Consider the following 25,735-nt stretch of genomic DNA (forward strand, 5'->3'; position numbering starts at 1 on the left):
AAGGCTCTATTCGCGTTCCCGGGCCATGCGTCCCGGCATCTGGCGGAATTCGCTTGGCGTCAGCCCGGTTTCCTTCTTAAAGTTGTTGCTGAAGTAATGGATGCTGGCATAACCGAGCCGCTGCGCGATCGTCTCCATCGGCTCTCCCTTGAGCAGCGCCAGCTTGGCGAGCTTGATCCGCTCCGAGATGATGTACTGCTTCGGCGACGTTCCCGTCTGTTCGGCGAACAATCTGGCGAAATAGCTTGGATGGTACCCGCATACGTCGGCAAGCTCTGCCACGGACCAATTGCGGGTCGGCTCCTCCTTCATCGCATGGAGCGCAAGCTCGATCTTGCTGGCTGATTCCGCTGTTTTATGCTCAGTGACGTTTCTCACCAGAGTCAGAAGAAGTTCCATCATCAACGCTCTCATGGCGAAGGAAGCGCCCCAATCGTCGGGCTGCAGATAGACCTTCACGATTCTAGCCATGAGAGGCTCCACACCGCTGAGAACAAAGTGATGCGGGATCGTGAATTCGCCGCGGCCTTCGATTGTCAAGCTGTACGATTCGGGATGGCGGGCCAGCTCGGTCTTACGGACTTCCTTAATATGATAGGCCGGATGAACCGGCTGAGAAGAAGGAGCATGCCATGTAAAGTGCAGGCTGTAAAAGGTGGAATGACGAACGCTGGTCAGGATATGCGGACTGTTATGTCCGTAAAACACGCATTCGCCAGGCCGGATCGAATAGCTGTCAGGCCCGAGGATAAGCTGTACTTCACCTGAAAGCACATAGATGAGCTGGCAATCCGGAATTTCGCGGACTCCCCAATATTCGCCAGGCTCGGAAGACTGCTTGGTTGCAAAGTTAACCGTTGGCGTCAAATCAATCAAATTCCCCAAAAGCATGGACAGTCCTCCCCCTTTGCGCCGCACATCTTGCAAAAGTGTAAAACGAGTTTGCGTTTATCTAAATACGCGGCTCGCATTTTCGTTTATTGTGAAAGTGTTACCAAAATCTTATTCCTTCTGGAAAAGGAGTGCAAGCTAATGTTGACGCAAGCGCAGCTGTCAGAATTTGAAAAGAACGGTTTTCTGAAAGGGAGCGTCGTACTAAACGACGATGAAGTGGAACAGCTTCGTGAAGAGCTAGCTCTAGTTATGGAAGGTAAAACGGTTAAGAAGCCCGTACTGAGTCACAATATGCTGGAGGGCGGCTCGTTGTATGACGATATGAAAATGACCGTCACCGAGCGTGTTGTTCAAATTGTTAATATATGGATGGCGAGCGATAAATATTTTCAGCATGCGGCTCATCCCGTTATCACGGAAGAGATCGCTCAGCTCTGCAACACCGATACGCTGCGGATCTGGCATGACCAAATTCAATATAAACCGCCAATTTCCGGCGGTCCGACAGGCTGGCATCAGGATCACCCGCTATGGCCGATCATTCAGCCCGCGGATCTGGTCAGTGCTTGGGTAGCGCTGGACGATGCCGTGATCGAGAACGGCTGCATGTGGATGGTTCCGGGCAGCCATAAGTGGGGCGACCAACAGAAGCATCTGGCTTCCACGCCTGACTTCAAGCCTTATCACAAAAATCCGGAGCTTCTTCCGGAGGGTGCCGTTGTAGAGGCTGTTCCTTTCGAAATCAAGAAAGGACAGGTCGGGTATCATCACTCGCTTACTTGGCATGGCAGCCCGCATAACCGGTCAGAGCTGCACCGGAGAGCAATAGCTGTCCACTATATGCCGGGCCACACGCGTTACCAGCCTTCAGCGAATCATCCGATGCATCAATTCGTCACGGTGAACGCGGGAGATTTGATGTCCGGCAGCCATTTCCCAGTGGTCTATTCGAAGGAAGATTAAGGGCAGTCAAGAAAAATATCGCAACAAAGCGGCCCCAATAAGCGTCTTAATTGCTGGACATGTTTATGAATCCGGCATTTAGGAGGACTTATTAGGATGAAATTTGGCAAGTGGTTGGCGCAGCTTATGCTGCTGGCAGTAATCGTTGTGGCGGTCGTACCGGCAGGTCAGGCGGGGGCGGCCGCTTCGGCTGCTGCGGACATCGGGATCTTCTTGGATGGGGAGAAGATCAAGAGCGACGTGTCGCCGTTTGTGATTCCCAAGCAGAACGTCACCATGGTTCCGCTTCGTGTCATCAGCGAGGGACTCGGAGCGGGCGTGGATTGGAACCAGTCGACCAAGACGGTCACGATTAACGACGCGAATACGACTCTGATGATGACGAACGGCCGTAATTATGCAGTCGTTAACGGCAGCAATGTGGTGCTGGACGCTTCCGTACAAGCACGGGCAGGCCGGATCATGGTTCCGCTGCGTTTTGTCGGCGAGCAGCTGGGATTAGTCGTGAACTGGGATCAAACCTCGCGCACGATTTCATTGCTGACGGTTAATACCGTACCGGGAGAACCGGGGGATGGCAGCGGACATGGCAGTGGCAATGGACAAACATTGAACGGTGCTTGGGTGTCTTCTGTCTACAATTTGGATTGGCCATCGGCAGCTTCTTATGGCAAATCGCAGAAGCAGAAGGAAGAGTTCGTTGCCCTGCTGGATGAGCTGCAAGGAATCGGACTGAATGCGGTGTTCGTGCAGGTGCGTCCTGCCGGGGATGCGCTGTACCCTTCCTCGCTCGTGCCATGGTCGAAATTCCTGACAGGCCAGCAGGGAAAGGCGCCGGACTATGATCCGCTGGCGTTCATGATTGAAGAGACGCACAAACGCGATATGGAATTCCATGCGTGGTTCAATCCTTTCCGTGCGAGCGTAGATGCGAAGACGGATACACTGGCGGCGAACCACGTGTCGAAGCTGCATCCGGAGTGGATCGTCAACTCAGGCGGCAAGCCTTATATCAATCCGGGGATCCCGGAGGCGCGGCAGCATATTATCGATACGATTATGGAGGTCGTGAGCGGCTACGCAATCGATGGCGTCCATCTCGATGATTATTTCTACCCCTCCAGCGGAGCCTTCCCGGACGAAGCGGCTTTCAATGCGTATAACCCGGGCGGACTGACGATCGGCGACTGGCGCCGGGAGAATATCAATTCATTCGTCCAGAGCCTGAGCGATTCCATCCATGCGGTCAAACCGCAGGTAAGGTTCGGGATTAGTCCTTTCGGGGTATGGCGCAACAAGGCCGTCGATTCAACAGGCTCGGATACCAAGGCTAGCGTCACCGCGTATGACAGCATGTACGCAGACGTCCGGACATGGATTAAGCAGGGCTGGATTGATTACGTGAATCCTCAGATTTACTGGAGCCTGTCGTTCTCCGCCGCACGCTATGATAAGCTGGTAGATTGGTGGGCACAGGAAGTGAGAGGAACCGGGGTCGACCTGTATATCGGCCATTCGCCTTATAAGCTGGGAACGGCGGAAGCCGGCTGGCAGTCTTCACAGGAAATCATTAATCAGCTTCTATATAACAAGCAATATCCGGAAGTGAAGGGCGATGTCTTCTTCAGCGCGAAGGATTTACGCAGAAATCCCCTTGGCATTATGGAAGCGCTAAGGACGTTCTACTTGAGTATTCTATAAGACTTGCACCAATGCGAGATGCGGGGGACAGCCTAATACGGGAGGTCCTCCGCTTGTTTGTGCACAAGTTCCCGCCAGATGCCGCCCGCATTGACTTCAAGTGACTTTTGTATGGATTTCCCCGACTTGGAAATGGTGACATCCTAGATGTTAATAATTAATGAAATGCGACTGATGTCCTTGATTATCCATCATTAAAAATATATATTATACATAACAAATATAAGCATGAGTATGGTGAGAGCATGAATTCAACCGAACGAATACCCCTGTATCAGAAAATACAGGAATATGTACGCGAGCTTATTGATTCGGAAGGACTTAAGACAGGGGACCGGATTCCTACAGAGAAAGAATTAATGGATCGTTTCAATGTCAGTAAGATTACGGTCGTCAACGCATTGTCTGGCTTGGCCAATGAAAAAATCATTACCCGTGTCCCAGGCCGTGGAAGCTTCGTCAGTGAACTGGCCGAACGCGAGGGAGACAGCAATGCCCATCAAGTCACTGAGCCTGGGGCAGGTTCATCTTCTGCGGCGTCCTCCGTCCAAACCGTTGATGGAATGGATAAACTGAAGAGCGGGGCTGTCAAGAGCGGTATTATCGGAGTCGTAATGCCTTCGATAGATGATTATTTTGCAATCCGCCTTATTAAGGGAATTGAGAGGGCGATGGATGAGCGCGGCTACCGGAGTATGATTCTCTTAACCCGCAGTCAATTGGAGAAGGAAAAGGAAGCGATCAAGACACTTAAGCGGCTTGGCGTTGAAGGCTTGCTTATTTTTCCTGTGGACGAAGAGCGCTACAACGAGGAAATATTAAGCATGAAGCTAGGCGGGTTTCCATTCGTGCTGATCGACCGTTACTTACCAGGCATCGAGACGAACTATATTGCTTCCGATGGCCGGCTTGGCACAAGCCTTGCAGTCGACCTGCTGTGGAATTATGGACATCGTGAAATTGCGATTTGTTCCGATTCACCTCTGCAAACCGTTACGGTTCAGGAGCGGATCGAAGGCTATATGAACGCGCTTAAGGATAAGGGCGAGCTGATCAACCCCGCCCATATCATTAACGGGTTTGATTTGAATGAGAACGACAACAGTGACTCGCACCCGTTATACCGCTATATCCGGAACAGAATGGCCACAGCCTATATTGCGCTTAACGGCAGGCTCGGCGTCTATATCTACCAAATGGCTGAGAGAGCGGGTCTGCGTATTCCGGAGGATCTGTCGATCATCACCTTCGATGATCCGACTTCGATTGTTGAGGAATTCAGTATTTTTACACACATCAAGCAGTATGAGCAGGACATGGGCTATCAGGCGGCAATGAAGCTGTTTGGCGTCATTCAAGGCGGAGAAGACGGTGTCGCGAAATTTAGCAAGACACTTATTCAACCGGTCCTCGTTGAACGCAAGACGACGGGGCCGATCATCCGCGAGCAGCAATCCTAGCTTTGCAGTCGGATCAATTACGGGGCTGTCTCAAAAGAGATTCACTTTTGAGACAGCTTCTTTGTCGCATCTTATAGCATATTCGAGGAAGATAGATACGCCAGAGGCTGCTGATATACGGCGCGGCAAGTGCGGAGTACACGATTTCGTCATGAGGCGGCGACGTAAGAATAAACCGGCCACTTGCGGCGTTTTCGGGAATACTGCGCTTGAATTGAGATTGGCTTCTATATCACGCATAATAGAGCTTAAGTTAACTTATACGGATCGGAAGGCGATGAGAAGTCATGGAAATCAAGATTGCGAATCAGCTCAATGGGTTAAAGGCCGGCTTCGTTTATGCGCATCCGGACGACGAGACGTTCATGAGCGCAGCTGTGATCCGTCAAATAGCCGACACTGGAGGTAATCCGGTACTTCTAGTGGCTACGCGGGGAGATGCCGGATTTAAGAATGGGGATTATACAAATGCTTCGCGCGAAGAGTTAGGGGTTATCCGCGAGCAGGAGATGGCGGAGGCTGCACAAGTGCTCGGCTTGACGGTCGTCGAGCATCTCGGATATCCGGACGGCAAGCTGGGCGAGGCCGATGACCGGGAGCTCGTCTTACAAATCGAAGTGTTCCTGCAGAAGCATGAGGTTGAGGCCGTGTTTACCTTCCCGCTGGATGGCGGCAACGGGCATCCCGATCATATTGCGATCTCACATGCAGCGACGGCAGCCGTCAGGGGCGGCAAGTGTCCAAGCGTGCGTGCGTTGTACTACGGGTATTTCAATAAAGGCGGCGAGTTACAAGAACCTGAGCTGATCGTGGAGACAGCGCCCTATTGGCCCTTTAAGGCTGCCGCGCTGCGTGCGCATGATTCGCAGAAGCATTCGATCAACCGCCATTTTGGCAGCCTTGACCAGCCGCGTGAGGATCGCCGTTACGAGATGTTCGTTGCGGCTTGGAAGGCATAGCAGGATTCGCAAGTAAGCAGGCAGAGGTGAAACCGGGATGGACGAAATACAAGGAACATTAATTACGACCGAATCATTGAAAGCGGATTTTGTCAGACTCGGGCTGCGTCCGGGAATGACGGTCATCGTTCACGCTTCGTTCAAGTCGCTGGGGCAGTGGGTGGCAGGCGGTCCGGTGGCGGTGATTCTGGCGCTTGAGGAAGCGCTGGATGAGACTGGGACACTCGTGATGCCCACACATACCGGCGATCTGTCCGACCCTTCCGAATGGGTCAATCCACCGGTCCGTGATTCGTGGTGGAAGACCATCAGGGAGCAGATGCCGCCCTTTGACGTGGACCTGACACCCACATTCGGAATGGGAATCATTGCAGAATGCTTTCGGAAGCAGCAGGGCGTCTTGAGAAGCGTGCATCCGCAGGTATCCTTCGCCGCCCGGGGGAAGCACGCCCGGACGATTACAGACAATCATGGTCTTTCTTATGCACTCGGAGAGCAGTCGCCGCTCGCCCGCATATATGACATCGACGGCTGGGTGCTTCTTCTCGGTGTAGGGCATGCGAACAACACCTCGCTGCATCTGGCAGAATATCGGGCGGATTATAAGACGAAGAGCGAACGTATTTGCAAGGCTCCGATGAAGCGGGATGGTGTCCGGTCATGGATCGAATTCCTTGAACTGGATTTCGATTCGGATGATTTCACCCTCTTGGGTGAAGCCTTCGAGCACGATACGGGTCTGTTCATACGCGGTAAGGTTGCCGGGGCAGATGCGCTGCTGGCCAGGCAAAGAGATCTTGTGGATTATGCGGTGCAATGGTTGGGAACGAATCGGCAATGACGGACTGAACTCGCGGGTATACGAGATGGGTTATGAACCTGAATAGCAGGATTGTATGATTATTTAGCATCTTTGTTCATTCATTTTGACGAGGAAAGCTCCTATACTGAAGGTAATTAAGCAAGAACAAACCCTTAACCTTCAGGAGGATTCGTCATGGCGAATACGTTACGGACGCTTACGGAAGAGCAGAAGCAATTGTTTGATACCGAAGGGTATTTGGTTGTAAAAGGTTTGTTTTCGGGCGGAGATCTCGCCACCATCGAGCATACCTTCGAGGTCATGAGCAACCAGACGATACCCGGCTATTTTGAACCGGATTTGAGCTCAGGGGTTGATGACCCGCTGAAGCGGTATCCGCGTGTCATGCACCCGCACCGCTTCAACGAGACAGCCATGCAGTACATGCTGCACAAACCGGTGATTGACGTTCTGGCAGACTTGTTCGGAGAAGAAGTATTGGCTGCCCAAAGCATGTTCTATTACAAGCCGCCAGGCTCCCGCGGGCAGGCGCTCCATCAGGACAACTTCTATCTGCAGGTTGAGCCCGGCAACTGTATCGCAGCCTGGACTGCCATTGATGCAGCCGATGAAGAGAACGGCGGATTGCTGATCGTGCCGAAGACGAACCATCACGATATTTCCTGTCCGGATCTAGCGGATGCTAACGAATCCTTCACGACGCATTACGTGAAGCCGCCGAAAGACCGGAAGGCGATACCGGCCATCATGGATAAGGGCGATGTCCTGTTCTTCAACGGCAACCTCATTCACGGTTCTTACCGCAACAAGTCGAAGGACCGGTTCCGCAGAGCATTCATCTGCCATTATGCGAATGAATCCGCCACCCATATCTCAGGCGGCTACAAGCCGCTCTACCGGGCGGACGGGGTTATTGTGGAGCGTGAAGACAGTATCGGCGGAGGTCCTTGCGGCATGGAATTCGAAGTCGCATACCCGCATTAATGATCAAGTCCAACAAGCAGGCAGCTGCTTATTGGACTTTTTTATTATGAAGCCAGCCGTGGGGAGCCTGAGATGCAGTCGAATCGTTCGTGGGTGAAGCACCAAGCTAGCCCGCCTTAATAGTGGGATATGGCTTACCGATACGGCTGTTGAAATTTATGGGTAGAATGAGCGGGACACGAAGAATGCAACTCTTCTCCCTCCTCAATCGTCTGATAAATATAGGAAATGAAATAGGCGGAGGATGGAACGATGGGAAGAATGAACGCTTTTCGTTTGCTGCTTGGCTTGCTGCTTCTGATCTTGGCGGGCTGCACGAATAATGACGAACCTCCGGAACACAAGCCAGCTTCTTTCCCAGCCATTGAGGGCGTGACCTCTATTAACGTATACGACGACCGCTCGTCAACCCGGATCACACATATTGCCGACCCCGGGGTCATCTCTGACATGCTGACTGAACTTAAGACGGCCAAGACATCCTATTTCGACGATCCCGAATATCTCGGTACCTTATTGCGTGTTGAGATGAAGCGCGAGAATACGACAGAAACGTATTATATCAATGACTTGCGGGAGTCGGCTTCAAGCTTAAGCGGGAAGATCTATCCGAAAGTGTCCACGGAGAAGGGGGCCGTGTGGAGCATCTCCGGCAGCCTGATCAAACGATTCCGCGGCGAAGCACCGCAAACCTCGGAACTGCAGCCACCGCTCCTGTATATTCAGCTGCAGAAGGAGAGCGGCGCTATCGTCGTTGAATCCAACCAGGAGATTTCGCGCAAATCGGTTCGCGAAGCATTAGAGGCATCCCTCCAATTAATTGAGAAAGACGGCGGCGTACCATTCAGTTATGAGATGGATTGGACGGATGATCTCCAGCGCTTCGTGATTCGAACGAACGGACTGGAAGAGGGCGAATCCGTAAGGTTCCGTTTAGATGCCGCACATACCATTTCGGGCGTACCGTACGAAGATGATTCGCAGCCGAACCGGAACACGGTGCAGCTAACGATTCCGCCTGAACAGAATCAAATTCGTCTTATCGATGTCCACGAGGACGGAGATAAGGTAATGGTGGCGCAGGACTCGGCGCTGGTACAGGTCGTGCAGGTTCAGGACGATGCTGGAACACTGCTGCCCTACGCTCTTGTACATGGGGAAGGCAAGCAAGGAAGCCATTCCTTGCTCCCCATCGGTGCTGGAGGCTCGTATACGATAGAAGTGAAGGAATGGCCGGAGCACGGCGAACCGTATGCCAATGATTACGGAGGGGAGTTCCTGTTCTCCGACCGGTTCTATACCGACAAGACCTATGCCGTGTATGGGAACCGAACATTGTATGAAGTAGCTTGGAAAGAGGGTAAGGCACGTAAACTCTATGATTCACAGGAACCTGTATATGGGATTGCTTCATCGCCGGATGGCAAGCGGATCGGGCTTCTGGTCGCATCGGATTCATTTCTTGGCCCAATGGCCGATCTTGTTGTGCTGGATCAGAACGGCAAGAAGCTGAAGCAATGGCCAAGCGCAGGCTATATCTCGCATAGTGACGGATTTTTGTTCAGTTATCCCATGACCTGGACCGACAATAATACCGTCGCGGCTCCGCTCGTCGGGGTGGCAGACATTACCCGCGGGAAAGCGATCCTCGATGTTAATGAAGGCTCTGTAATCAAGGTGAAAGACCCTGAGCTTCCGAAGGCTGCGGCAGATCGGCTGAAGCTTGAAGCGGGATCGTCTGTGGAAATCATCCGAGTCCTGCCCGAGCCTTCCGCACAGGAGGTGCGATATGCTGCCGTTCAAACCGCCGAAGCCGGGATATGGCTGATCGATGTGCAGAACGATTCCGCGGCTTGGATTGGCACTGGACTGCTTCTAGGCTGGAACGAAGAACAGCAGCTTGCCGTCTTTGATGCAAGCAATGAGCAGCCCCCTTATTTTCTTGCTCCGTAGCCGCTCCGGCCGTCAGGCGACTCAGAAGCTTAATTATGCAGCCGCTGCAAGCTGGATAGAAAGAGTGTAGAGCGGTTAGGAAACAACGAAGAAGGGAGGGGACAGGACCCCTCCCTTCTCGACATGCTTAAGACATGCTGCGGCCGCATTGGCTCGTATACAGCTTGTACCATTCCTCACGCGTTAGGCGCAGCGTGCAACAGCGATCGGAAGAACATTCTGCCTGCGCAGCGTTTTGCTTCCCATCTTTCGTCCAACCCGTGAGATATTTGACATGAAATAAGCAATTCTATAGCTGTTTCCCATACCTATAGCTTCTCTGCTTCACGTTCCGCGAAGGGATTCTCTGCTGTACAGCTAGCTTTGACCGGCAGGCCCAAGCAGCTTGACGTATGCGTGGGACACAGGTAGGATGGAGAATGTTGCATTTTGTAGGCTATTATTAGAATATTAGGAACGATAGTGATCGAAAGCGCTGCTTACGGGTAACAATGGTATGTAGGAAGATACATAAGAGAAAACATTGATGTTCAGTCGAGGTGGTTTTTGCGTGTTGAAAGAAAGTCCGACGCTCGGCATCGTTGTGCCGTGCTATAACGAGGAAGCTGTAATCGGCGAGACGATCTCGCAATTGAGCAAGATTATGAAGGAAATGATGGACGAGGGGCTCGTATCGCAAGCAAGCTTTCTCATGTTCGTGAATGATGGGAGCCGGGACCGTACGTGGGAGCTGATTGAGGAGAACCGGAAGTCGAATCCGCTTGTCTCCGGAGTGAAGCTTTCCGGTAATGTCGGGCATCAGAACGCGCTGCTGGCAGGGTTGATGACGGCCAAGGAGCTTGCCGATTGCGTCATATCGATCGATGCCGATTTGCAGGATGACGTAAAGGCCATCCGTGAGTTCGTCGTCAAATATAAGGAAGAAGGCTGCGAAATCGTCTATGGTGTCCGCCAAAGCCGGAAGACGGACACCTTCTTCAAGCGAACCACAGCGCAAGGCTTCTACCGTTTCATGGACCGAATGGGCGTCAAGGTGACGTACAATCACGCCGATTACCGGCTTATGAGCAAGCGGGCGCTTCACGAGCTGGAGCGGTTTAAAGAGGTGAACCTGTTCCTCCGCGGTATTGTGCCGATGATCGGCTTTAAGACGGGGATCGTCTTCTACGACCGGCTTGACCGTTTCGCGGGCGAGTCGAAATACCCGCTTCCCAAGATGCTGGCATTCGCCTTCGAAGGCATCACTTCACTCAGTGTACGACCGATCCGGTTCGTAACGCTAATGGGATTCGGACTGTCCCTGGTCAGTTTATTTGCCGTCATATATGCAGTTGCGTCCAAGCTGCTCGGCAATACGGTTTCAGGCTGGACGTCGCTGATTCTGTCCGTCTGGTTTCTAGGAGGCGTGCAGCTGCTGGCGCTGGGGTTGATCGGGGAATATATCGGTAAAATCTATAAAGAAGTCAAGCGCAGACCGCTGTATATTGTCGACAGGCTCCTTCTGCCTGAATCGCTGCCGCAGCGGGAGGCCGACTTGGGCCATGCGCGCGGGCGAAGCTTGAACGTACAGCCATGAAGCTGCTGCAGCACAGCTTCGTGCGGTTCATCATCGTTGGCGTACTGAATACGCTAATCGGCTTGTCGGTTATTTTCATCTGCTTGAATATGGCCGGTCTTGGCTACTGGCCGTCGACGATCATCGGCAACGCCGTCGGAGCCGTGAATAGCTATGTGATGAATAAACGGTTTACGTTCCAGTCCAAAGCAAGCGTCTCCAGCACGCTATGGCGGTTTATGCTGGTGACCGTAATATGCTACATAACGGCGTATTGGATCAGCGCTGAGGCTGCTCGCCGGCTGATCACTCCTGTATTTCCGCAGGCAGGAGAGACTGCACTGAATAATGCGGCGGCTCTGCTGGGCAGCGGCTTGTACACGGTACTGAATTATATAGGACAGAAAAAATTGACGTTCGGCAAGAAACAAGAGCGAACGATAGAGTGGGAGAGCGAGCAATGAGAAGGTTAGTCACGTTAGAACTGGCGGCCGTCGTTGCGGCGGCTTGCATCGCCATATATTTGTTATTTATCGGACCGTTCATCGGAGTTGCCGATAACGGGGACTTCCTCCGTATTATGGGCACGGTGGGGTTGAATTATTACGATGCATTGGAATCGTACGAAGACCGGTTCTTCGGGTTCGCCCACGCGAATTTCGCTTATGATTCCTTCTTTCGAGGGGCCTATGTGTCCACTCAGATTATATTGGTCTTTATCGCCCGTTTTGCCGGCATGATCTTCAACGGCGATGCGTTCGATATCCGTGTTCTAGGCGCGCTGTATACGCTGCTGCTGCTAGCTGCGGCTTACCTTATAATCAAATATAACAAGACCGAATCACGCGTGACCGGCTTCATTCTTGCCGCGTGCATCGTATTCGTTTTCTGCGATATTGCCTACTTGGCTTACTTCAATTCATTCTTTGGCGAGCCGGTTTCATTCGTCTTTATGCTGATGACGTTCGGACTGGGTCTATGGCTGACGAAGCAGGAACGGCCTTCGAACAAAGTGCTGGTACTCTTTTTCGTATCGGTGCTGTTTCTGTCCTTCTCCAAAATCCAGAACGCGCCAATCGGCGTCGCATTCGCACTGATCGGGCTTCGCTATATGAGCTTGAAGCGGGATTGGAAGTGGCGCAGGCTGGCGATGTGGTGCTCAGCAGGGATCTTTCTGATCGCCGTCGTGATGTACGTTACCGCCCCGAAGGAATTGAAGCACATTAACTTGTACCAGACGGTATTCTTCGGCATTCTGAATGATTCTCCCGATGTGTTGGGGGATCTTGAGGAGCTGGGACTTCCAGAACGGCTGTCTGTATTGGCGGGCACGAACTATTTTCAGACGGATACCGTAATCAAACAGGATGATCCCTCGCTCAAGGCGGACTTCTATGATCGCATGTCCCATACCGATGTGCTCCTGTTCTATCTGAAGCATCCTGGACGGTTAATCGATAAGATGGAATATGCCGCTTCCAACGGGATGAGCATCCGGCCTTATTACCTCGGCAACTATGAGAAATCGGAGGGCAAGCCGTCCGGCACGCTATCGTTAACTTACAGCACATGGAGTGAGTTCAAAAACAAATACGTGCCCAAATCGTTGCTGTTTATCGTCATTTTCTACGTGCTGTACTATGTCGCGGCCTTGTTTGAGTATCTGCGGCGGCCAACGGTACGGGAGCGTATTGCAATTGAGCTGTTCATGCTGATCGGGCTTGTCGGGATCTTCTCCTTCCTCGTTCCCATACTCGGAGACGGACAAGCGGATATGGGCAAGCATTTGTTCATGTTTAATGTGTGCTTGGATATGATGTTCGTTACCGCGCTCGTGTGGGTGGTCTACCAACTGGCCTCCCTGAAGCGCAGCAGACGGAGCTATTACTACTAGGCTTGTAAGATGTCGTAAACCCTTTCCCGTGCTGGATGCGCTATGGCGTTATCCGCGAAGGAAAGGGTTTTTAAATGCGTATGCGTGTCACTCAATGGGAAGGATCGTCCAAATTTGTCGTATCATGTTACAATGGAGGGGTGTATTCGCCTTGTTAGGGATACGGGATGCTTAGCATGAATAAAATCAGAGTGATCCCCGGTGTGAGGGAATAATTTCTACGATTTGTAGTGGAGGTAGAAGAATGGGACTATTTTCATTTCTCAAAGGTCAATTTATTGAGGTTATTGAATGGTTAGATGATACGGGCTCGATGGTGTACCGTTTTCCCGCTTATGATAATGCGATTAAGATGGGGGCTAAGCTGATCGTCCGCGAGTCGCAAGCGGCGGTTTTTGTGAATGAAGGGCAGATCGCCGATGTATACGGTCCCGGCACCTATACATTAAGCACGCAGAACATGCCGCTTCTGACTGCCTTGAAATCTTGGCCGCATGCGTTCAATTCACCGTTCAAAGCGGATGTATTCTTCGTCAGTACGGCCAACTTCACCAACTTAAAGTGGGGAACAACCAATCCGGTCATCATGCGCGATGCGGAGTTCGGCATGGTTCGGATGAGGGGCTTCGGCAGCTACTCCATACGGGTAACCGAGCCGGCCATGTTCCTGCGAGAATTATTCGGAACGCGCAGCGACTTCACGACGGACCAGATCTCCGGGTTTCTGAAGTCGATCATTGTTACCGGTATCAGCGATCTAATCAGCGAGGCCAGAATCCCCGTGGCTGATCTTGCAGCCTCTTACGAGGAGTTGAGTGCAAGCGCGGCTCAGCGGCTGCAGCCTCACCTGCAGGCGATGGGACTGTCGCTCACGCTGCTGATGATCGAGAATCTGTCGCTGCCGGAGGAAGTCGAGCGGATGATCGACCGCAAATCGTCGATGAATATTGCCGGCAACCTGGATCAGTACATGAAATACCAGACGGCGGAGGCTATTCGTGAAGCGGCCAACAATCCCGATTCGGGTGCAGCCGGCACAGGCGCAGGCCTCGGCGCAGGAATGGCTATGGGCCAGATGATGAGCCAGATGATGAACAAGACGGCCGAGCCTCAAGCCCCAAGCGGCGGTGAGAGCCGGAATGGCGGGAACGGGCAACCAAGCAGCAGCGCCGGAACCTCGAGCCCGGGCTCCAATACAGGCACAGCTAAGAAGTTCTGCTCCGAATGCGGCGAGCGCTTGGCAGAGAATGCGAAATTCTGCTCCGGCTGCGGCACCAAGGTGTAGGGTATGGCGGTGGAAGAGACGACCAAGCCGAAGACCCCCGTCACATTCCCTTGTTCCGGCTGCGGCGGTCCCATGCTCTTTGACTCCGAGAGCCAGACCTTGAAGTGCGAATATTGCGGCAAGGAGGATCCGATCGAGAACTCGGATCAGCAGCCAATCGAGCATGATCTTGATCTGTCGGAGACGGAGGACCCGGGGCTGACCGATTGGGGGCTGCGGACGCAGACGGTCCACTGCGAGAAGTGCGGCGGGGAGAGTGTGATTCCGCAGATCGAGACGGCGGCCCTGTGCGCGTTCTGCGGCTCACCGAAGGTGCTCGTCGAGGAGGATACGACCAGCATCAGGCCGGAGACGATGATTCCGTTCCAGGTATCCTTGACTGAGGCTGTTGCCGGTTTTCAAGCATGGAAGAAGAAGCGCTGGTTCATCCCTAATGAATTCAAGAAGGGGAAGATTAATTCCCGTCTCACCGGGCTCTACATGCCCTATTGGACATACGACTCAGAGACGGCCTCTGTGTATTCGGCGGAACGTGGGGACTACCATTACCGGAATGAAACCAGAACCCGGGTCGTGAACGGAAAAACCGAAACCTATACGGAGCGGGTCCGGTACACGGTTTGGCGGAGAGTGGGCGGAGAGTATGACTGTTCATTCGACGACATCCTTATTCCGGCCTCGGTCCGGTATGACAGGAGCTTGCTGGAGGATCTCGGCAATTTCGATTTGAGGAAGCTGACGGGGTATAAACCCGAATATCTGAGCGGCTACATCGCCGAGAAATATTCCGTGCCCCGCCAAGAAGGCTGGCGGAAGGCAGGGGAGAAAATCGACGATACACTCCGCGCTAACATTCGTGCAGAAATCGGCGGTGACGAAGTCAGGAGCCTCAACGTTCGCACGCAATATTACGATCGGACCTACAAGCACATGCTGCTGCCCGTGTGGAATGCCAATTACACCTATCGGACCAAGCCATACCGTTATATGGTGAACGGGCAGACAGGTCTTGTCTCGGGTACGGTTCCGCGCAGTCCGTGGAAAATCACATTCTTTGTGCTCCTGTGTGTGATCGCAGCCGCGGCAGCGTTTATCTTCTTCTCGCAATACAGTGGGTGACGAGTGGAATCGTGCCGCTGCGCCCTCATTCTCTATCAGGTCGGGTCAAAAGACAAAGGCCTCCGGTTTCACCGCCTATACGCTGGGCAATGGAAACGGAGGTCTTTTGTTATTTGCTTTGCGAAGCCCTTCAGCAGGTCAATTGGGATCACCTTGATCAGTCAGCAAGATAGGGCCGTCCTCCGTAATTGCAATCGTATGCTCATACTGCGCAGACAGTTTGCCATCAGCGGTTCTTGCCGTCCATCCATCTTCGTCGATTGTCATTCGGTACGTGCCTATATTGATCATCGGTTCGATTGTCAGCACCATGCCTTCTTTGAGCCGGAAGCCTTTGCCTGGCTTGCCGATGTGGGCATAGTTCGGCTCTTCATGAAGCGATTTGCCCACACCATGGCCGAGCAGGTCACGTACAACGGAGAAGCCATTCTGCTCCGCATGCGTCTGGACGGCATGCATCACATCGCCGATCCGATTTCCCACCTTCGTCTGTTCGATTCCAAGATAGAGACATTCCTTCGCAACCCGCATCAGCTTCTCCGCTTCATCGGATAGCGTGCCTACAGCATAAGTCCAGGCAGAATCCCCAACCCAGCCTTCATAATCGGCTACGATATCGATGGTGACCAGATCGCCGTCCTGCAGAGGCGTATCGCCCGGGAATCCATGTGCAATTACGTCATTAACCGATGCGCATGTGGCATATTTATAACCATTGTACCCGATTGTAGTCGGATTGGCGCCGTGACGCCGGATCCACGATTCTGTGAAAGCGTCGATCTCCCTTGTCGTCACGCCCGGACGGATCATCTTCGCGATTTCCCGGTGGCAGGCAGCGACGAGCTCCCCGGGTTTACGCATGAGTTCAATTTCCCGCGGTGATTTTAAAATGACCATGATTAGGCCCCTTCCTTCTGTTGAAATGCTGCGAGCAGCAAATTGACGGTTCCTTCGACATCCATCTCCATCTGGTGACGGTGAATATGGAGGCCGGCGCAGCCAATTAGAGCTCCAAGAACATAATGAGCTTCATGGTCTGCGTCTTTGGCAGGGTTGTGTTGTCGCAAGTGGTGGATTGCTTCAGCTAGCGGTTGATACAGCTCGGCATCGAAACGCTCAGCGAGCTGATGAGGCATCCGGCCTCCGCCGGGAATGGAGATTCCGTTCTCGGCAACCGATTTATACAAGAAGAAGACGGACGGATCCTGGAGCCATAGCCGCAGCAGACGGATACAATAGCGTTCCAGCTTATCCTTAGTAGCTGAGCTTCGATTCATACCGGGGGACAGCTCCGCTTCCACAGCTTCCTGCGCCGCGCCGAAGGCATGCCACAGCAAGTCGTCCAGCAGCTCATGCTTGTTTTTGTAATAATGATAAACCGTTCCGTATCCGAGACCGGCCTTGAGAGCAACGTCGCGAATTTCAATGGCGAGGCCTCGTTCCAGCAGCATATCGGCTGCCGCGCGAATGATTTGCAGCTTTCTCTTTTCCCGTAAAGCATCGTTCTGTTCCTTGGTGCGTGGGCACATTGTCTACAACACCTCTTCTTTAGACCTGCTCGCATGTCAATTTAAAAATACAGGATATCGCTCGCAATTGCAACTGTTCACTTGGCCATTATTTTTCCCGCCAGAGAAAAAATAAGCCTGCACATCCGAAAGAGGCAGAGGGTGCAGACTCGATTTCATATGAAGAGCTAGTTACTAACCCGCTTGAAACGTTTCAATCCAATTGGTACGCTTCGTCTTCATCTCTTGCAGGACGGCACTCTCGGATTGATGCTCCGCATGGAGGTGATTGACGATCGTACGAACCTGATGCATGGCTTCAAGGACTTGGCTCTGTGCGTCTTTAATTCTTCCTTGAACGATCCAATCGGAGATCAGACCATCGAACCAGTAATCCGCCATTTTGAGCATGGAGCTGATATCAATTTCAATGGAGATGCTGCGCTTCACATCCGCCAGCTCATCCCGGAAATTCAAGATCAAGTGGTTCGCATTATGGATGAATTGTTTGGCATCGTCGACATGGTTGTGCTTGAGGTGGGTGCTGATGACGCCGCCGCCGCCCCACATGTCCCAATTTCCCCAATTCTCGGCTTTCTCCAAGCTTGACGAAGCATCCTGAAGCGAGTTTAACACACGCCGTCCAGCCGTAAGCGCTTCATGAATCTCCTTCACCAGGATGGCTTGGTCGCCGATCTGTTCTTCCATCTCTGTTAACGATTGAGATGATGTGGGTGAATTGCGAAGGAGCGATTCCCTCTCCACTACCAATTCATCGTACTCCCGTTTGGCATTGCGGTAATGGGCTAGATCATCGCCGACCCGCTTCAGGTCCGCCTCCGTATCGGCGAGCGTCTGCTTCGCTTCCTGCAGCTTCAGTGCCGCGGATAATGCTTGCTGCCGTTCCATCTCCAGCTGCTCGGCCTTGCTGCGAAGTATCGTATGAAATAAATTCGCCAGCGACATCCGTGTCAGCTTGTCGACATCGGCTTGCTCGTCTTCCAATTGAATTTCCAGCTGAATAACGAGACGTTCCAGCTCACGCACCCTTTTCTGCAGATCCTGTATTCTCCGTTCTGCCTTTTGCAGGCGAAACAGCCTCTCTTTGGCATCACTTAAACGCAGGTGAAAGGAATTCGGCATAATCGACCCCTCCGTTCGTTGGTTTGGCTCACTAAAGCTTCAGTTTCGTTCGCCTCATATGAAGTACGCTTAAAAGCTGGAAATGGTTGCGGCAGGAAGAAGAATAAGTACATTTGCAGCAGCGGGATCTGTTAGAATACCTTATAGGATAAAGTCAGAAAATAGAAAAATAAGTGTATGTTGACTGTAAACAATTGAAGGTAAATGAGGACTAAATTGAAATGGGAGCAGCACTTGTGGCCATTATACTTGGCCTATTCAATGCGATATTTCCAAGAAAAGTATGGATCATCTCACAATTCATGTTTAGGTTCAAAAATGGACGCATCACATTTCAGTCCGCAGAACCTAATTTACTTGTTCTTGGAATACATCGGTTTCTAGGATATTTATGTATACTCGTTGGCCTAGTCATTCTATATACAACATTTTTCGAGTAATCAATCAAATTGTAGTGCAGCAGGTGATCGGTTGAAAGCAACGCTCTTAGAGGAAGTATGACGCACGGACGAATGCTGCTGATTTTACGGCACGGCTGATTCTTAACGGTGAACGATTTTTAATAATTAAACTAGCTTGCTTAATTCCGGTTGTATATAATTACCACATAAGCAAACATAGGAGGAACTAAGATGCCTAGAAAAAAGATCCCTCGCTAACCTCGTGGTCCGCCTCCTCGTCGCTTCCTATCGTACTGAATTCGATATGAAAACGAGAGGATGACGACAATGTGGCCGCGATCAGTGGATTGGAAAGCATTGAGATTCGGTGTTGAAATTGAGTTCATAGACGGGAGTCCGAAGGAATTGGAACTACTGCCTGACTGGGTCATGTCGCTGGATGAACTCCAGCTTGACGAGACAGGAGCAGATTCAGGAAGCGAGCTTAAGCCGCCTCCAATTCTGTGGAGAGACAGGGAACAGATCCGAATGATGCTTACACGGCTTCAAGCACAAGGAGCATCGGCCAATTGGAGCTGTGGACTCCATGTTCACGTTGGTTTGGAGCCGTGGGGGGATAAGATTATTCTACCGCTCATAGACGCAGCGCTGCGATACCAAGAGACCATCCAGGCACTCGTGCAGACCAGCGCACATCGGCTGATCTTTTGTCCACCGGTGACGCACCAGATGCGAAGAGAATTTATGGAAGCTCCAAGCCCGGAAGCTCTTCGCCACCGGGGACGTCCCCAATCTCATCGATGCGGGATCAATATAGCAGCTTGGTTTGACATTGGAACAGTAGAATTTCGTTTCGCGAATGGTTCCCTTGACTTTGACGAAGTGATCCAGACGATTTAGCTTTATTTGCGGTTCGTAGCTGCAGTAGGGGAGAATCGCATTCTTTCTTCCGATCCCCAAAGCATGGCAATCGAACTCGGAGTGCCCGTCAAGGGTTATCCGGCCCCCCTGCCGATTCCACGATGGTATCAGGAACGTATTTGGCTGGAGGAAGCTATTATTCCGGCAATCGCTCCACTGGTGGCCGAGCTTGTACAGGGTGGCGAAGTTCATCATGTGCTGCCTGTATCCGACGGGATATTGATTGCGATTGAAGAGGATGAGAAGCTGTACAAGTATGTTTTTCAACCTCCTGCAGGGGATTGGAAGCTTGTACGTCAAATTCTCTAATGACTACCGATAGATAGGTCGTTCTTTGACCCTTTCGCCACCACTGGCGGAGGGTTTTTTTAGTATAAGTGTCGAGTTGAAAATAGAATGAACAAAGGACCGGTCATCAGTCATAACCGGTCCCATTATCGCAATACGGCTTTAGTAACCACCGCGCGGGATATGCGCCCACTTGGGCTCCCATTGCTTATATGTTTCCACTGAATCTGGATCGATCAGGCTCCTTGCAACGAAGCCCTGCGCCTTGCCGGATGCGGTCGCTTGCGAGGTAGCCTCATATCGAATGTCCATGGACCAGCGGACGGCATCCGAACGATTCGGGAGTGCGCGGTGCGGCAGCAGCTGTGTGAAGCATAGCGCATCTCCCGGCTCCATCTCGATGGAGACCGCCCTCAATTTTTTTGCGTCCTCCTTGCTTAATCCGAGGAACCCCGTCTCCTCATCGTCGTGTCCGCTGAGCAGTGTGTCGGTGAAGAGATCTGGCGCGACCTGCAGACAGCTGTTATGCTCCGTCACCTTCTGCAGCGGAATCCAGATGGAGACGACATGCACCTTCTCAGCATCTCGATAATACTGTGCGTCCTGATGCCAAGGGGTATCCGTCCACTTCTGATCGGGAAGCTTGGGCCGACTATTAAAAATGCCGTGAACGGACAGTTCATCCGTGCCCAGCAGGTCAGCTGCCAGGTCGAGGAGCCGCGGATGAGCGAGAAACGAATACATATCAGGTCCAACAAGATCTCGTCTTGGACTCCGCTCGTATTTGGGCCTGCCAGCGGCATTCCACAACTTGACTAGCCGGTGTTGAAAATCGAGATCGGGAAGCGTATCGTGGATCAGACCCTTCTCCACCCATTTGTTGATTAGCTCGTCTACCCAGCGGGAGATGATTGTTCGGCCTAAATCCAACACTTCCTGGGGTACGACTTGTTTGGCATGCAGATAGTGATGTGTACGATAAAAATTGATGTCTGAAGTACTGAGTATATGGCTCATGTGTATCCCACTTTCGAATTGAATAATAGATTCTTATTCAAGGTATCAAAAGGAAAGTAGGGTGACCATGACGAATAGAACTCAATACTTAACCTTTTGCACGGAGGGTTTACCATGAATCGTAGGATACTCAGCAACCCAGACGTTGGCGGTACACTGCTCATTCACGACTGTCATTATGCATCCGTAGAAGCAGAGTGGTTCTATCATAAGCATCACCATACCTCGTTTGAGCTGCTTCATTGCTTGGATGGAACTGCTGTAGAATGGATCAACGGTCAAGCAGTCACGTTGTCCACTGGGGATTGGCTGTTTCTGGGCTCGGGTGTTCTGCACAGTACCATCACGGGACCAAACGCGCCATTTTCCTATTTTACTGTACATTTTGATATGGATGATATGACGATTCGGGAGGAACTAAGCCAGCGGGATTATATATTGATCGACTCGACACAATCGAGTCTGGCAGGGCCATTGTGGGAAGAACTCGAGAATTTGTTAGTAGACTGGCTTGAGCCGACTGATGTTCCAGCAAAGGAAGAAACCGTCGTATTAGACCGGCTTACTGCGGTACGCAGACTGTCTATCCAGTCTGTTATCCTTCGTATGATCGTAGAGCTGCTTGGCGTCATGGAGAAGACAAAGCCGCAGCTGCGTAAGCAGGCTGCAACATCAATAGAGATCGAGCTGGCACATGAAATCGAGAAACGGCTTCATGCCGCCGTATTCACATCCGACACGATCGGTGCCATTGCCCGTCAGCTTTATATGAACCGCAACCGATGTAACCTTGTCTTTAAGAAGGTTTACGGAATGCCGCCGCATCACTATTTGAATTTACTCAAGATGAGAAAGGCGAAGGAGCTTATTCTTCGCACGACTGCATCTCTAGAGGAAATCGGTGTTCGATTAGGCTTCTCGTGCGCGAGCAGCTTCAGCCGTCAATTCCGGCGCTGGACGGGATACGCGCCTATTCAGCTGCGTAAATCAAAGCAGGATCATGTGTCGCAAAATCATGAGAGGACACCGATCGAGGAAGCCAAGGAATGAGTTTGGAAACAAGATGTGAGTTTGAGTTTTCTTAACACAGAAAGAATATTCAAGTGGCATGAAAAAGCACGGGTGCTTCATTGTTTTACATTTTTAACTTGTTTATACTTACCATAAAGTGAATTCATCAGAAGAAAGAATTTATGAGGTATCGAGATGAAATTCTCCGGGACAGACCGGGTTTTTGAATGATTACGTAATCATCTATACTCGTATACTATAAAGCAGAGGAGATAAATGAATGCGACCACAAAATGTGAAGATGCTCTTCCCGGAGGGGAAAACGAGAGCGTTTACAATGAGCTATGATGACGGAACTGTCCAGGACCGCAGATTTGTAGAAGTGCTGGATACCTATCAATTGAAGGCTACGTTCAATCTTAATTCAGGCGCATTGGGTCAACAGGATCGACTGCAGCTGGGCGACATTAATGTTGACCACTCGCATATTGAACCGGATGAAGTCAAGCCATTATTCCGCAATCATGAAGTTGCCATACATACCGTTACGCATCCGGATCTTACGAAGGTGTCCGATGAGAGTATACGGAACGAGGTGCTTGAGGATAAGAAAGCTCTAGAGGAGTTAGTCGGCTATCCGGTTCGTGGGATGGCTTATCCGGGCGGGAATTTCAGCGACCATGTCGTGGAAGTGCTGAGCGGCACCGGCGTGGCATATTCGCGGACTGTTGTTAGTCACCACGCCTTTCACTTGCCGGAGCAATTCTTGACCTGGCACCCGACATGCCACGATAATGACCCGGCCCGGCCTGCCTTGACGCAGAAGTTTCTTGATCCCACGAACAAAGATTTGTTGCTTTTCTACGTTTGGGGACATGGATTTGAGTTCGATATGTACGAAGACGCATGGGAGAAGATCGAAGCATTCTGTTCCGAAATCAGCGGTAAGCCTGAAGTCTGGTATGCGACCAATATTGAAATCTACGACTATGTTAAAGCCGTGAATGAGCTTCGTTATACGGAACAAGGCACGGTAGTGTATAATCCGTCCGCACTCGATGTTTATTTGGAAGGGTCGGGCAAGCCGATTATCGTAAAAGGCGGAGCAACGATTGGATTATCCGGAGAAAAGTCCTAATCCGCTATTGATCAAGCAGATATGCAGCCATTCAAGCTCCGGCCCTTTCGCCACTACAGGCGGAGGGGTATTTTGTTATGCACGCTTTCTAGCTTCGACTCGATATTTTCAAAAAAAATATGGAATCGCCATCAAACCGATTGCCGCGCCCAAGCGTTACCTCTTAATAGAAAGCTAATATAAGGGAGGTAAACGCGGATGAGAAAATTTGCACGTGTATTGGTGGGAATTTCGTTATGCGCATCGCTGCTGCTGTCGGCGGCTGGCGTTTTCGCCGAGGAGCAAGTGAACAGGGAGGCCGTGCAAACAGATGCACAGGCAGCGGAGGAGCTTGGCCTCATGATTGGAGAAGGCGATGGAGTAACGCCGGCATATTTGGCACAGAAATCGACGCGGATACAGGCAGCGCTCATATCGCTCCGTCTTCAAGGCAAGCTGGAGGAAGCGCTCTCGTACAAAGGAACGGTCAATTTCACCGACGCGAAGCTGGTAGGCAAAGGCAATCAAGCGGTTCTGGCGTATTTGAAGGATCATCCGGAATACGGCTGGACCGGAACGGGAGGGGGCCGCTTCGATCCGCTGTCGGACATAAGCGCTGCACAGCTATATAAGGTGCTGCTCGAGGTGGCGGGTTACAAGTCCGGTACGGACTTCGCCTACGCGAATACGGAGACGTATGCTGCCGGCAAAGGTCTCGGGCAAATCGCCGGAGCCGCCGTTCTGACGAATGCTCATATCGCAACCGCGCTGATCGAGGCTCTTACAATCGAGACCGCTCACGGACATGCACTATTCGCGATGCTGCAGGAGAGCGGCGCCATTCCCGCATCGGCGATGATGCCTCAAGGCGAACGGATCGGGCTGCGCTCGGACGCCAAGCTAGGCACGTATATGACCGACGGCAAAGGCCGCTCGCTTTACTTCTTCACGAAAGACGCGCAGGACGTGAATGCCTGTCAAGGGGAGTGCATTACGAACTGGCCGCTCTTCGCCTCGGAACAGCTGCAAATTCCGGCATCCTTGGATCCGGCCGATTTTACGGTTCTGACCCGCAAGGACGGAACGAAGCAATGGATGTATAAAGGATGGCCGCTGTATTATTTCGTCAAAGACAAAGCAGCCGGAGACGTGCTCGGTGAAGCGGTTGGCGGTGTTTGGTTCCTTGCCAAATCCGATTATTCCGTTATGCTCGGAACGAACGGCACGCTCGGAAATTACTTGACGGACGATCGCGGGCGCACATTATACTATTTCGATAAGGACACGCCGCAGAGCAGCGTATGCCAAGGAGACTGCATCGCGAACTGGCCGGCATATGGCGAAACCGACGGCAGCGTTCCATCAACGATGAAAAAAGCGGATTTCAACCGCATCACCCGTGCGGATGGCAGTATCCAGGCGACTTTCAAAGGCTATCCGCTTTATTATTTCATCAAGGACAAAGCGCATGGCGACGTGACAGGCCAAGATGTCAACAAGGTTTGGTTCGTCATCGACCCGGCTAAGTTTAACGGGACGACGGCTGCGCAAGCGGTCAAAACCTACCGTGTCGACATCAAAGAATTTTCGTTCGGGACAGAGCCGCTGACTGTCGAAGCCGGCTCCGAAATCGTCTTTACCAACTATGACGATATGAAGCACAATGCGGTAGCGGTGGATGGGGCTTTCGCTACTCCCCTGCTGGCCAAAGGAGAATCCTTCACCATTAAGATCGACAAGGCTGGCACATACGATTATTTCTGCGAGCCTCACAAAAGCTTCATGACCGGCCAAATTATCGTGAAGTGAGCGTGATGTCAGGTGAAGCTTCGAGCCATTGCGTATTGGGTCGCGGTGCTGGGCGTGCTGCTCCTGATGAGCGCATGCGGCAATGGGAATGCCGGTTCATCCACAGCGGATGACGCCCATCAGGCGGCAGGTCATGAACAGACCGATCCGCCCGCTGATCCACTAGCATCTGAAAGCGTAAGCCAGGAGCAAAGCACAGATGGCGATCCGCCCGCTGATCCGCAGCCGGCAAAGAACGATCCCGCGGATTCCGCCGATAAAGGGCAGCCCGTGGATCCGCAGCAGCCCGCTTCCTCGGTTGAAGGGGGCGCGGACCATAAGGGCGACGACAATCATACTAAGCCCATTGAGGACGAAAAGTCCTCGAAGGACCAGGGATCCGGCAAGTCTGAACCGAAGCCGGATTCCACGGGGAAACCAGCCGGCAGCGCCGCGAAGAACGACGACCCGAAACCTGAACCAGAGGCTCCTGCACCAAGCAAAGCCGGCGGCTCCGGAAATGCTGCCAAACCGTCTCCGCCCGCCGAACCAAGCAAAGACGGCAGCAAGAACGGCAGCGCGGGTGGTGGCAAGACCGGGGACGCTTCCGCCAAGACTGATAAACAGAAGTCTAAGACGCATGTCGTCGAAATTACCGATTTCGCCTTTTCGCCGGCGAGTCTAGAAATTACTTCCGGCGACCGCATCACATTCGTGAATAAAGATCCCGTCAGCCATACCGCGACCGCGGACGACGATTCCTTCGATACCGACTTATTTGGGAAGGACGAGGAGAAGACGGTCCTATTCGAACAAGTAGGCGAGTTCGGCTATTATTGTGCCCCGCATCCGGCGATGAGAGGGACGATAATCGTCAAGGCCAAATAGTTTTGTTGAAATCGCAAGAAAGGGCAGCCTTAGCTCGGCTGCCCTCTCTTCACGTCCCGCAGC

24 protein-coding genes are annotated in these 25,735 nt (G+C 52.1%); 19 read left to right on the plus strand and 5 right to left on the minus strand.

Annotation, left to right across the window (positions count from 1 at the left end):
• Positions 1–6: 6 nt before the first annotated feature.
• The gene (locus NNL21_RS12165) at positions 7–891 is read right to left on the minus strand and encodes a helix-turn-helix transcriptional regulator (RefSeq protein WP_204819246.1); all 885 of its coding nucleotides are present in this window, start codon (positions 889–891) and stop codon (positions 7–9) included.
• 141 nt (positions 892–1,032) lie between these two features.
• Here NNL21_RS12165 and NNL21_RS12170 point away from each other — a divergent pair, with 141 nt between their 5' ends.
• The 12 genes from NNL21_RS12170 to NNL21_RS12225 all read left to right on the plus strand — a co-directional run bounded on the left by NNL21_RS12170 (position 1,033) and on the right by NNL21_RS12225 (position 15,590).
• The gene (locus NNL21_RS12170; protein ID WP_204819247.1) at positions 1,033–1,857 is read left to right on the plus strand and encodes a phytanoyl-CoA dioxygenase family protein; all 825 of its coding nucleotides are present in this window, start codon (positions 1,033–1,035) and stop codon (positions 1,855–1,857) included.
• Between the two features lie 96 nt (positions 1,858–1,953).
• Complete coding sequence (locus NNL21_RS12175; RefSeq protein WP_204819248.1) at positions 1,954–3,558, plus strand: family 10 glycosylhydrolase; 1,605 nt, start codon at positions 1,954–1,956, stop codon at positions 3,556–3,558.
• Positions 3,559–3,803: 245 nt separating this feature from the next.
• Positions 3,804–5,018, plus strand: a complete 1,215-nt coding sequence (locus tag NNL21_RS12180) for a GntR family transcriptional regulator (RefSeq protein WP_204819249.1) — start codon at positions 3,804–3,806, stop codon at positions 5,016–5,018.
• A gap of 287 nt (positions 5,019–5,305) precedes the next feature.
• Positions 5,306–5,977, plus strand: a complete 672-nt coding sequence (locus NNL21_RS12185; RefSeq protein ID WP_204819250.1) for a PIG-L deacetylase family protein — start codon at positions 5,306–5,308, stop codon at positions 5,975–5,977.
• 37 nt (positions 5,978–6,014) lie between these two features.
• Positions 6,015–6,818, plus strand: coding sequence for an AAC(3) family N-acetyltransferase (locus NNL21_RS12190; RefSeq protein ID WP_204819251.1), 804 nt, complete (start codon positions 6,015–6,017; stop codon positions 6,816–6,818).
• A gap of 156 nt (positions 6,819–6,974) precedes the next feature.
• Positions 6,975–7,784, plus strand: coding sequence for a phytanoyl-CoA dioxygenase family protein (locus tag NNL21_RS12195; RefSeq protein ID WP_204819252.1), 810 nt, complete (start codon positions 6,975–6,977; stop codon positions 7,782–7,784).
• 252 nt (positions 7,785–8,036) lie between these two features.
• Positions 8,037–9,737: a hypothetical protein gene (locus NNL21_RS12200; RefSeq protein WP_204819253.1), complete on the plus strand. Its 1,701-nt coding sequence runs from the start codon at positions 8,037–8,039 to the stop codon at positions 9,735–9,737.
• Positions 9,738–10,290: 553 nt separating this feature from the next.
• Positions 10,291–11,313, plus strand: a complete 1,023-nt coding sequence (locus NNL21_RS12205; protein WP_256555232.1) for a glycosyltransferase family 2 protein — start codon at positions 10,291–10,293, stop codon at positions 11,311–11,313.
• Positions 11,310–11,756, plus strand: a complete 447-nt coding sequence (locus tag NNL21_RS12210; RefSeq protein WP_204819255.1) for a GtrA family protein — start codon at positions 11,310–11,312, stop codon at positions 11,754–11,756. The genes NNL21_RS12205 and NNL21_RS12210 overlap by 4 nt, the downstream gene beginning before the upstream one ends.
• Positions 11,753–13,186: a glycan biosynthesis hexose transferase WsfD gene (gene wsfD, locus NNL21_RS12215; protein WP_204819256.1), complete on the plus strand. Its 1,434-nt coding sequence runs from the start codon at positions 11,753–11,755 to the stop codon at positions 13,184–13,186. Before NNL21_RS12210 ends, wsfD begins: the two co-directional genes overlap by 4 nt.
• 244 nt (positions 13,187–13,430) lie before the next feature.
• Positions 13,431–14,471: an SPFH domain-containing protein gene (locus NNL21_RS12220; RefSeq protein ID WP_204819257.1), complete on the plus strand. Its 1,041-nt coding sequence runs from the start codon at positions 13,431–13,433 to the stop codon at positions 14,469–14,471.
• Between the two features lie 3 nt (positions 14,472–14,474).
• Positions 14,475–15,590, plus strand: a complete 1,116-nt coding sequence (locus tag NNL21_RS12225) for a TFIIB-type zinc ribbon-containing protein (protein WP_204819258.1) — start codon at positions 14,475–14,477, stop codon at positions 15,588–15,590.
• 138 nt (positions 15,591–15,728) lie between these two features.
• Here NNL21_RS12225 and map read toward each other — a convergent pair whose 3' ends face one another.
• From map to NNL21_RS12240, 3 genes are all read right to left on the minus strand, one after another.
• The gene (gene map / locus NNL21_RS12230; protein ID WP_204819259.1) at positions 15,729–16,487 is read right to left on the minus strand and encodes a type I methionyl aminopeptidase; all 759 of its coding nucleotides are present in this window, start codon (positions 16,485–16,487) and stop codon (positions 15,729–15,731) included.
• A 2-nt stretch (positions 16,488–16,489) separates the two neighbouring features.
• Complete coding sequence (locus NNL21_RS12235; RefSeq protein ID WP_204819260.1) at positions 16,490–17,119, minus strand: TetR/AcrR family transcriptional regulator; 630 nt, start codon at positions 17,117–17,119, stop codon at positions 16,490–16,492.
• A 174-nt stretch (positions 17,120–17,293) separates the two neighbouring features.
• Positions 17,294–18,241, minus strand: a complete 948-nt coding sequence (locus NNL21_RS12240; RefSeq protein ID WP_204819261.1) for a hypothetical protein — start codon at positions 18,239–18,241, stop codon at positions 17,294–17,296.
• A gap of 221 nt (positions 18,242–18,462) precedes the next feature.
• On the opposite strand from NNL21_RS12240, the gene NNL21_RS37030 reads away from it, so the two are divergent.
• From NNL21_RS37030 to NNL21_RS12250, 3 genes are all read left to right on the plus strand, one after another.
• Positions 18,463–18,681: a DUF6199 family natural product biosynthesis protein gene (locus NNL21_RS37030; RefSeq protein WP_507176557.1), complete on the plus strand. Its 219-nt coding sequence runs from the start codon at positions 18,463–18,465 to the stop codon at positions 18,679–18,681.
• A 288-nt stretch (positions 18,682–18,969) separates the two neighbouring features.
• Positions 18,970–19,542 carry an amidoligase family protein gene (locus tag NNL21_RS12245; RefSeq protein ID WP_204819262.1) on the plus strand — a complete coding sequence of 191 codons (573 nt, stop codon included), beginning with the start codon at positions 18,970–18,972 and terminating at the stop codon, positions 19,540–19,542.
• A gap of 63 nt (positions 19,543–19,605) precedes the next feature.
• On the plus strand, positions 19,606–19,872 hold the full coding sequence (locus NNL21_RS12250; RefSeq protein WP_204819263.1) for a hypothetical protein: 267 nt from the start codon (positions 19,606–19,608) through the stop codon (positions 19,870–19,872).
• Positions 19,873–20,013: 141 nt separating this feature from the next.
• Here the strand turns inward: NNL21_RS12250 and NNL21_RS12255 are convergent, their stop codons facing one another.
• Positions 20,014–20,868 (minus strand): phytanoyl-CoA dioxygenase family protein, encoded by an 855-nt coding sequence (locus NNL21_RS12255; RefSeq protein ID WP_204819264.1) that lies wholly within the window; start codon positions 20,866–20,868, stop codon positions 20,014–20,016.
• Positions 20,869–20,982: 114 nt separating this feature from the next.
• On the opposite strand from NNL21_RS12255, the gene NNL21_RS12260 reads away from it, so the two are divergent.
• From NNL21_RS12260 to NNL21_RS12275, 4 genes are all read left to right on the plus strand, one after another.
• Positions 20,983–21,918 carry a helix-turn-helix domain-containing protein gene (locus tag NNL21_RS12260; protein ID WP_204819265.1) on the plus strand — a complete coding sequence of 312 codons (936 nt, stop codon included), beginning with the start codon at positions 20,983–20,985 and terminating at the stop codon, positions 21,916–21,918.
• Positions 21,919–22,159: 241 nt separating this feature from the next.
• Positions 22,160–23,017, plus strand: a complete 858-nt coding sequence (locus tag NNL21_RS12265) for a polysaccharide deacetylase family protein (protein ID WP_204819266.1) — start codon at positions 22,160–22,162, stop codon at positions 23,015–23,017.
• A 198-nt stretch (positions 23,018–23,215) separates the two neighbouring features.
• Positions 23,216–24,805 (plus strand): plastocyanin/azurin family copper-binding protein, encoded by a 1,590-nt coding sequence (locus tag NNL21_RS12270; RefSeq protein WP_204819267.1) that lies wholly within the window; start codon positions 23,216–23,218, stop codon positions 24,803–24,805.
• A 12-nt stretch (positions 24,806–24,817) separates the two neighbouring features.
• On the plus strand, positions 24,818–25,672 hold the full coding sequence (locus NNL21_RS12275) for a plastocyanin/azurin family copper-binding protein (protein ID WP_204819268.1): 855 nt from the start codon (positions 24,818–24,820) through the stop codon (positions 25,670–25,672).
• Positions 25,673–25,735: the final 63 nt, after the last annotated feature.

It is taken from the genome of Paenibacillus mendelii (assembly GCF_024498075.1).
GTDB classification, from domain to species: domain Bacteria; phylum Bacillota; class Bacilli; order Paenibacillales; family Paenibacillaceae; genus Paenibacillus_Z; species Paenibacillus_Z mendelii.

What these genes read in the sequence shown, in the direction of transcription:
- wsfD (WP_204819256.1), top strand. Translation starts at nt 11,753, where the DNA reads ATGAGAAGGTTAGTCACGTTAGAACTGGCGGCCGTCGTTGCGGCGGCT.
- NNL21_RS12270 (WP_204819267.1), top strand. Translation starts at nt 23,216, where the DNA reads ATGAGAAAATTTGCACGTGTATTGGTGGGAATTTCGTTATGCGCATCG.
- NNL21_RS12165 (WP_204819246.1), bottom strand. Translation starts at nt 891, where the DNA reads ATGCTTTTGGGGAATTTGATTGATTTGACGCCAACGGTTAACTTTGCA.
- NNL21_RS12180 (WP_204819249.1), top strand. Translation starts at nt 3,804, where the DNA reads ATGAATTCAACCGAACGAATACCCCTGTATCAGAAAATACAGGAATAT.
- NNL21_RS37030 (WP_507176557.1), top strand. Translation starts at nt 18,463, where the DNA reads ATGGGAGCAGCACTTGTGGCCATTATACTTGGCCTATTCAATGCGATA.
- NNL21_RS12225 (WP_204819258.1), top strand. Translation starts at nt 14,475, where the DNA reads ATGGCGGTGGAAGAGACGACCAAGCCGAAGACCCCCGTCACATTCCCT.
- NNL21_RS12185 (WP_204819250.1), top strand. Translation starts at nt 5,306, where the DNA reads ATGGAAATCAAGATTGCGAATCAGCTCAATGGGTTAAAGGCCGGCTTC.
- NNL21_RS12195 (WP_204819252.1), top strand. Translation starts at nt 6,975, where the DNA reads ATGGCGAATACGTTACGGACGCTTACGGAAGAGCAGAAGCAATTGTTT.
- NNL21_RS12255 (WP_204819264.1), bottom strand. Translation starts at nt 20,868, where the DNA reads ATGAGCCATATACTCAGTACTTCAGACATCAATTTTTATCGTACACAT.
- NNL21_RS12175 (WP_204819248.1), top strand. Translation starts at nt 1,954, where the DNA reads ATGAAATTTGGCAAGTGGTTGGCGCAGCTTATGCTGCTGGCAGTAATC.
- NNL21_RS12220 (WP_204819257.1), top strand. Translation starts at nt 13,431, where the DNA reads ATGGGACTATTTTCATTTCTCAAAGGTCAATTTATTGAGGTTATTGAA.
- NNL21_RS12250 (WP_204819263.1), top strand. Translation starts at nt 19,606, where the DNA reads ATGGCAATCGAACTCGGAGTGCCCGTCAAGGGTTATCCGGCCCCCCTG.
- NNL21_RS12200 (WP_204819253.1), top strand. Translation starts at nt 8,037, where the DNA reads ATGGGAAGAATGAACGCTTTTCGTTTGCTGCTTGGCTTGCTGCTTCTG.
- NNL21_RS12190 (WP_204819251.1), top strand. Translation starts at nt 6,015, where the DNA reads ATGGACGAAATACAAGGAACATTAATTACGACCGAATCATTGAAAGCG.
- NNL21_RS12240 (WP_204819261.1), bottom strand. Translation starts at nt 18,241, where the DNA reads ATGCCGAATTCCTTTCACCTGCGTTTAAGTGATGCCAAAGAGAGGCTG.
- NNL21_RS12235 (WP_204819260.1), bottom strand. Translation starts at nt 17,119, where the DNA reads ATGTGCCCACGCACCAAGGAACAGAACGATGCTTTACGGGAAAAGAGA.
- map (WP_204819259.1), bottom strand. Translation starts at nt 16,487, where the DNA reads ATGGTCATTTTAAAATCACCGCGGGAAATTGAACTCATGCGTAAACCC.
- NNL21_RS12265 (WP_204819266.1), top strand. Translation starts at nt 22,160, where the DNA reads ATGCGACCACAAAATGTGAAGATGCTCTTCCCGGAGGGGAAAACGAGA.
- NNL21_RS12210 (WP_204819255.1), top strand. Translation starts at nt 11,310, where the DNA reads ATGAAGCTGCTGCAGCACAGCTTCGTGCGGTTCATCATCGTTGGCGTA.
- NNL21_RS12245 (WP_204819262.1), top strand. Translation starts at nt 18,970, where the DNA reads ATGTGGCCGCGATCAGTGGATTGGAAAGCATTGAGATTCGGTGTTGAA.
- NNL21_RS12170 (WP_204819247.1), top strand. Translation starts at nt 1,033, where the DNA reads ATGTTGACGCAAGCGCAGCTGTCAGAATTTGAAAAGAACGGTTTTCTG.
- NNL21_RS12260 (WP_204819265.1), top strand. Translation starts at nt 20,983, where the DNA reads ATGAATCGTAGGATACTCAGCAACCCAGACGTTGGCGGTACACTGCTC.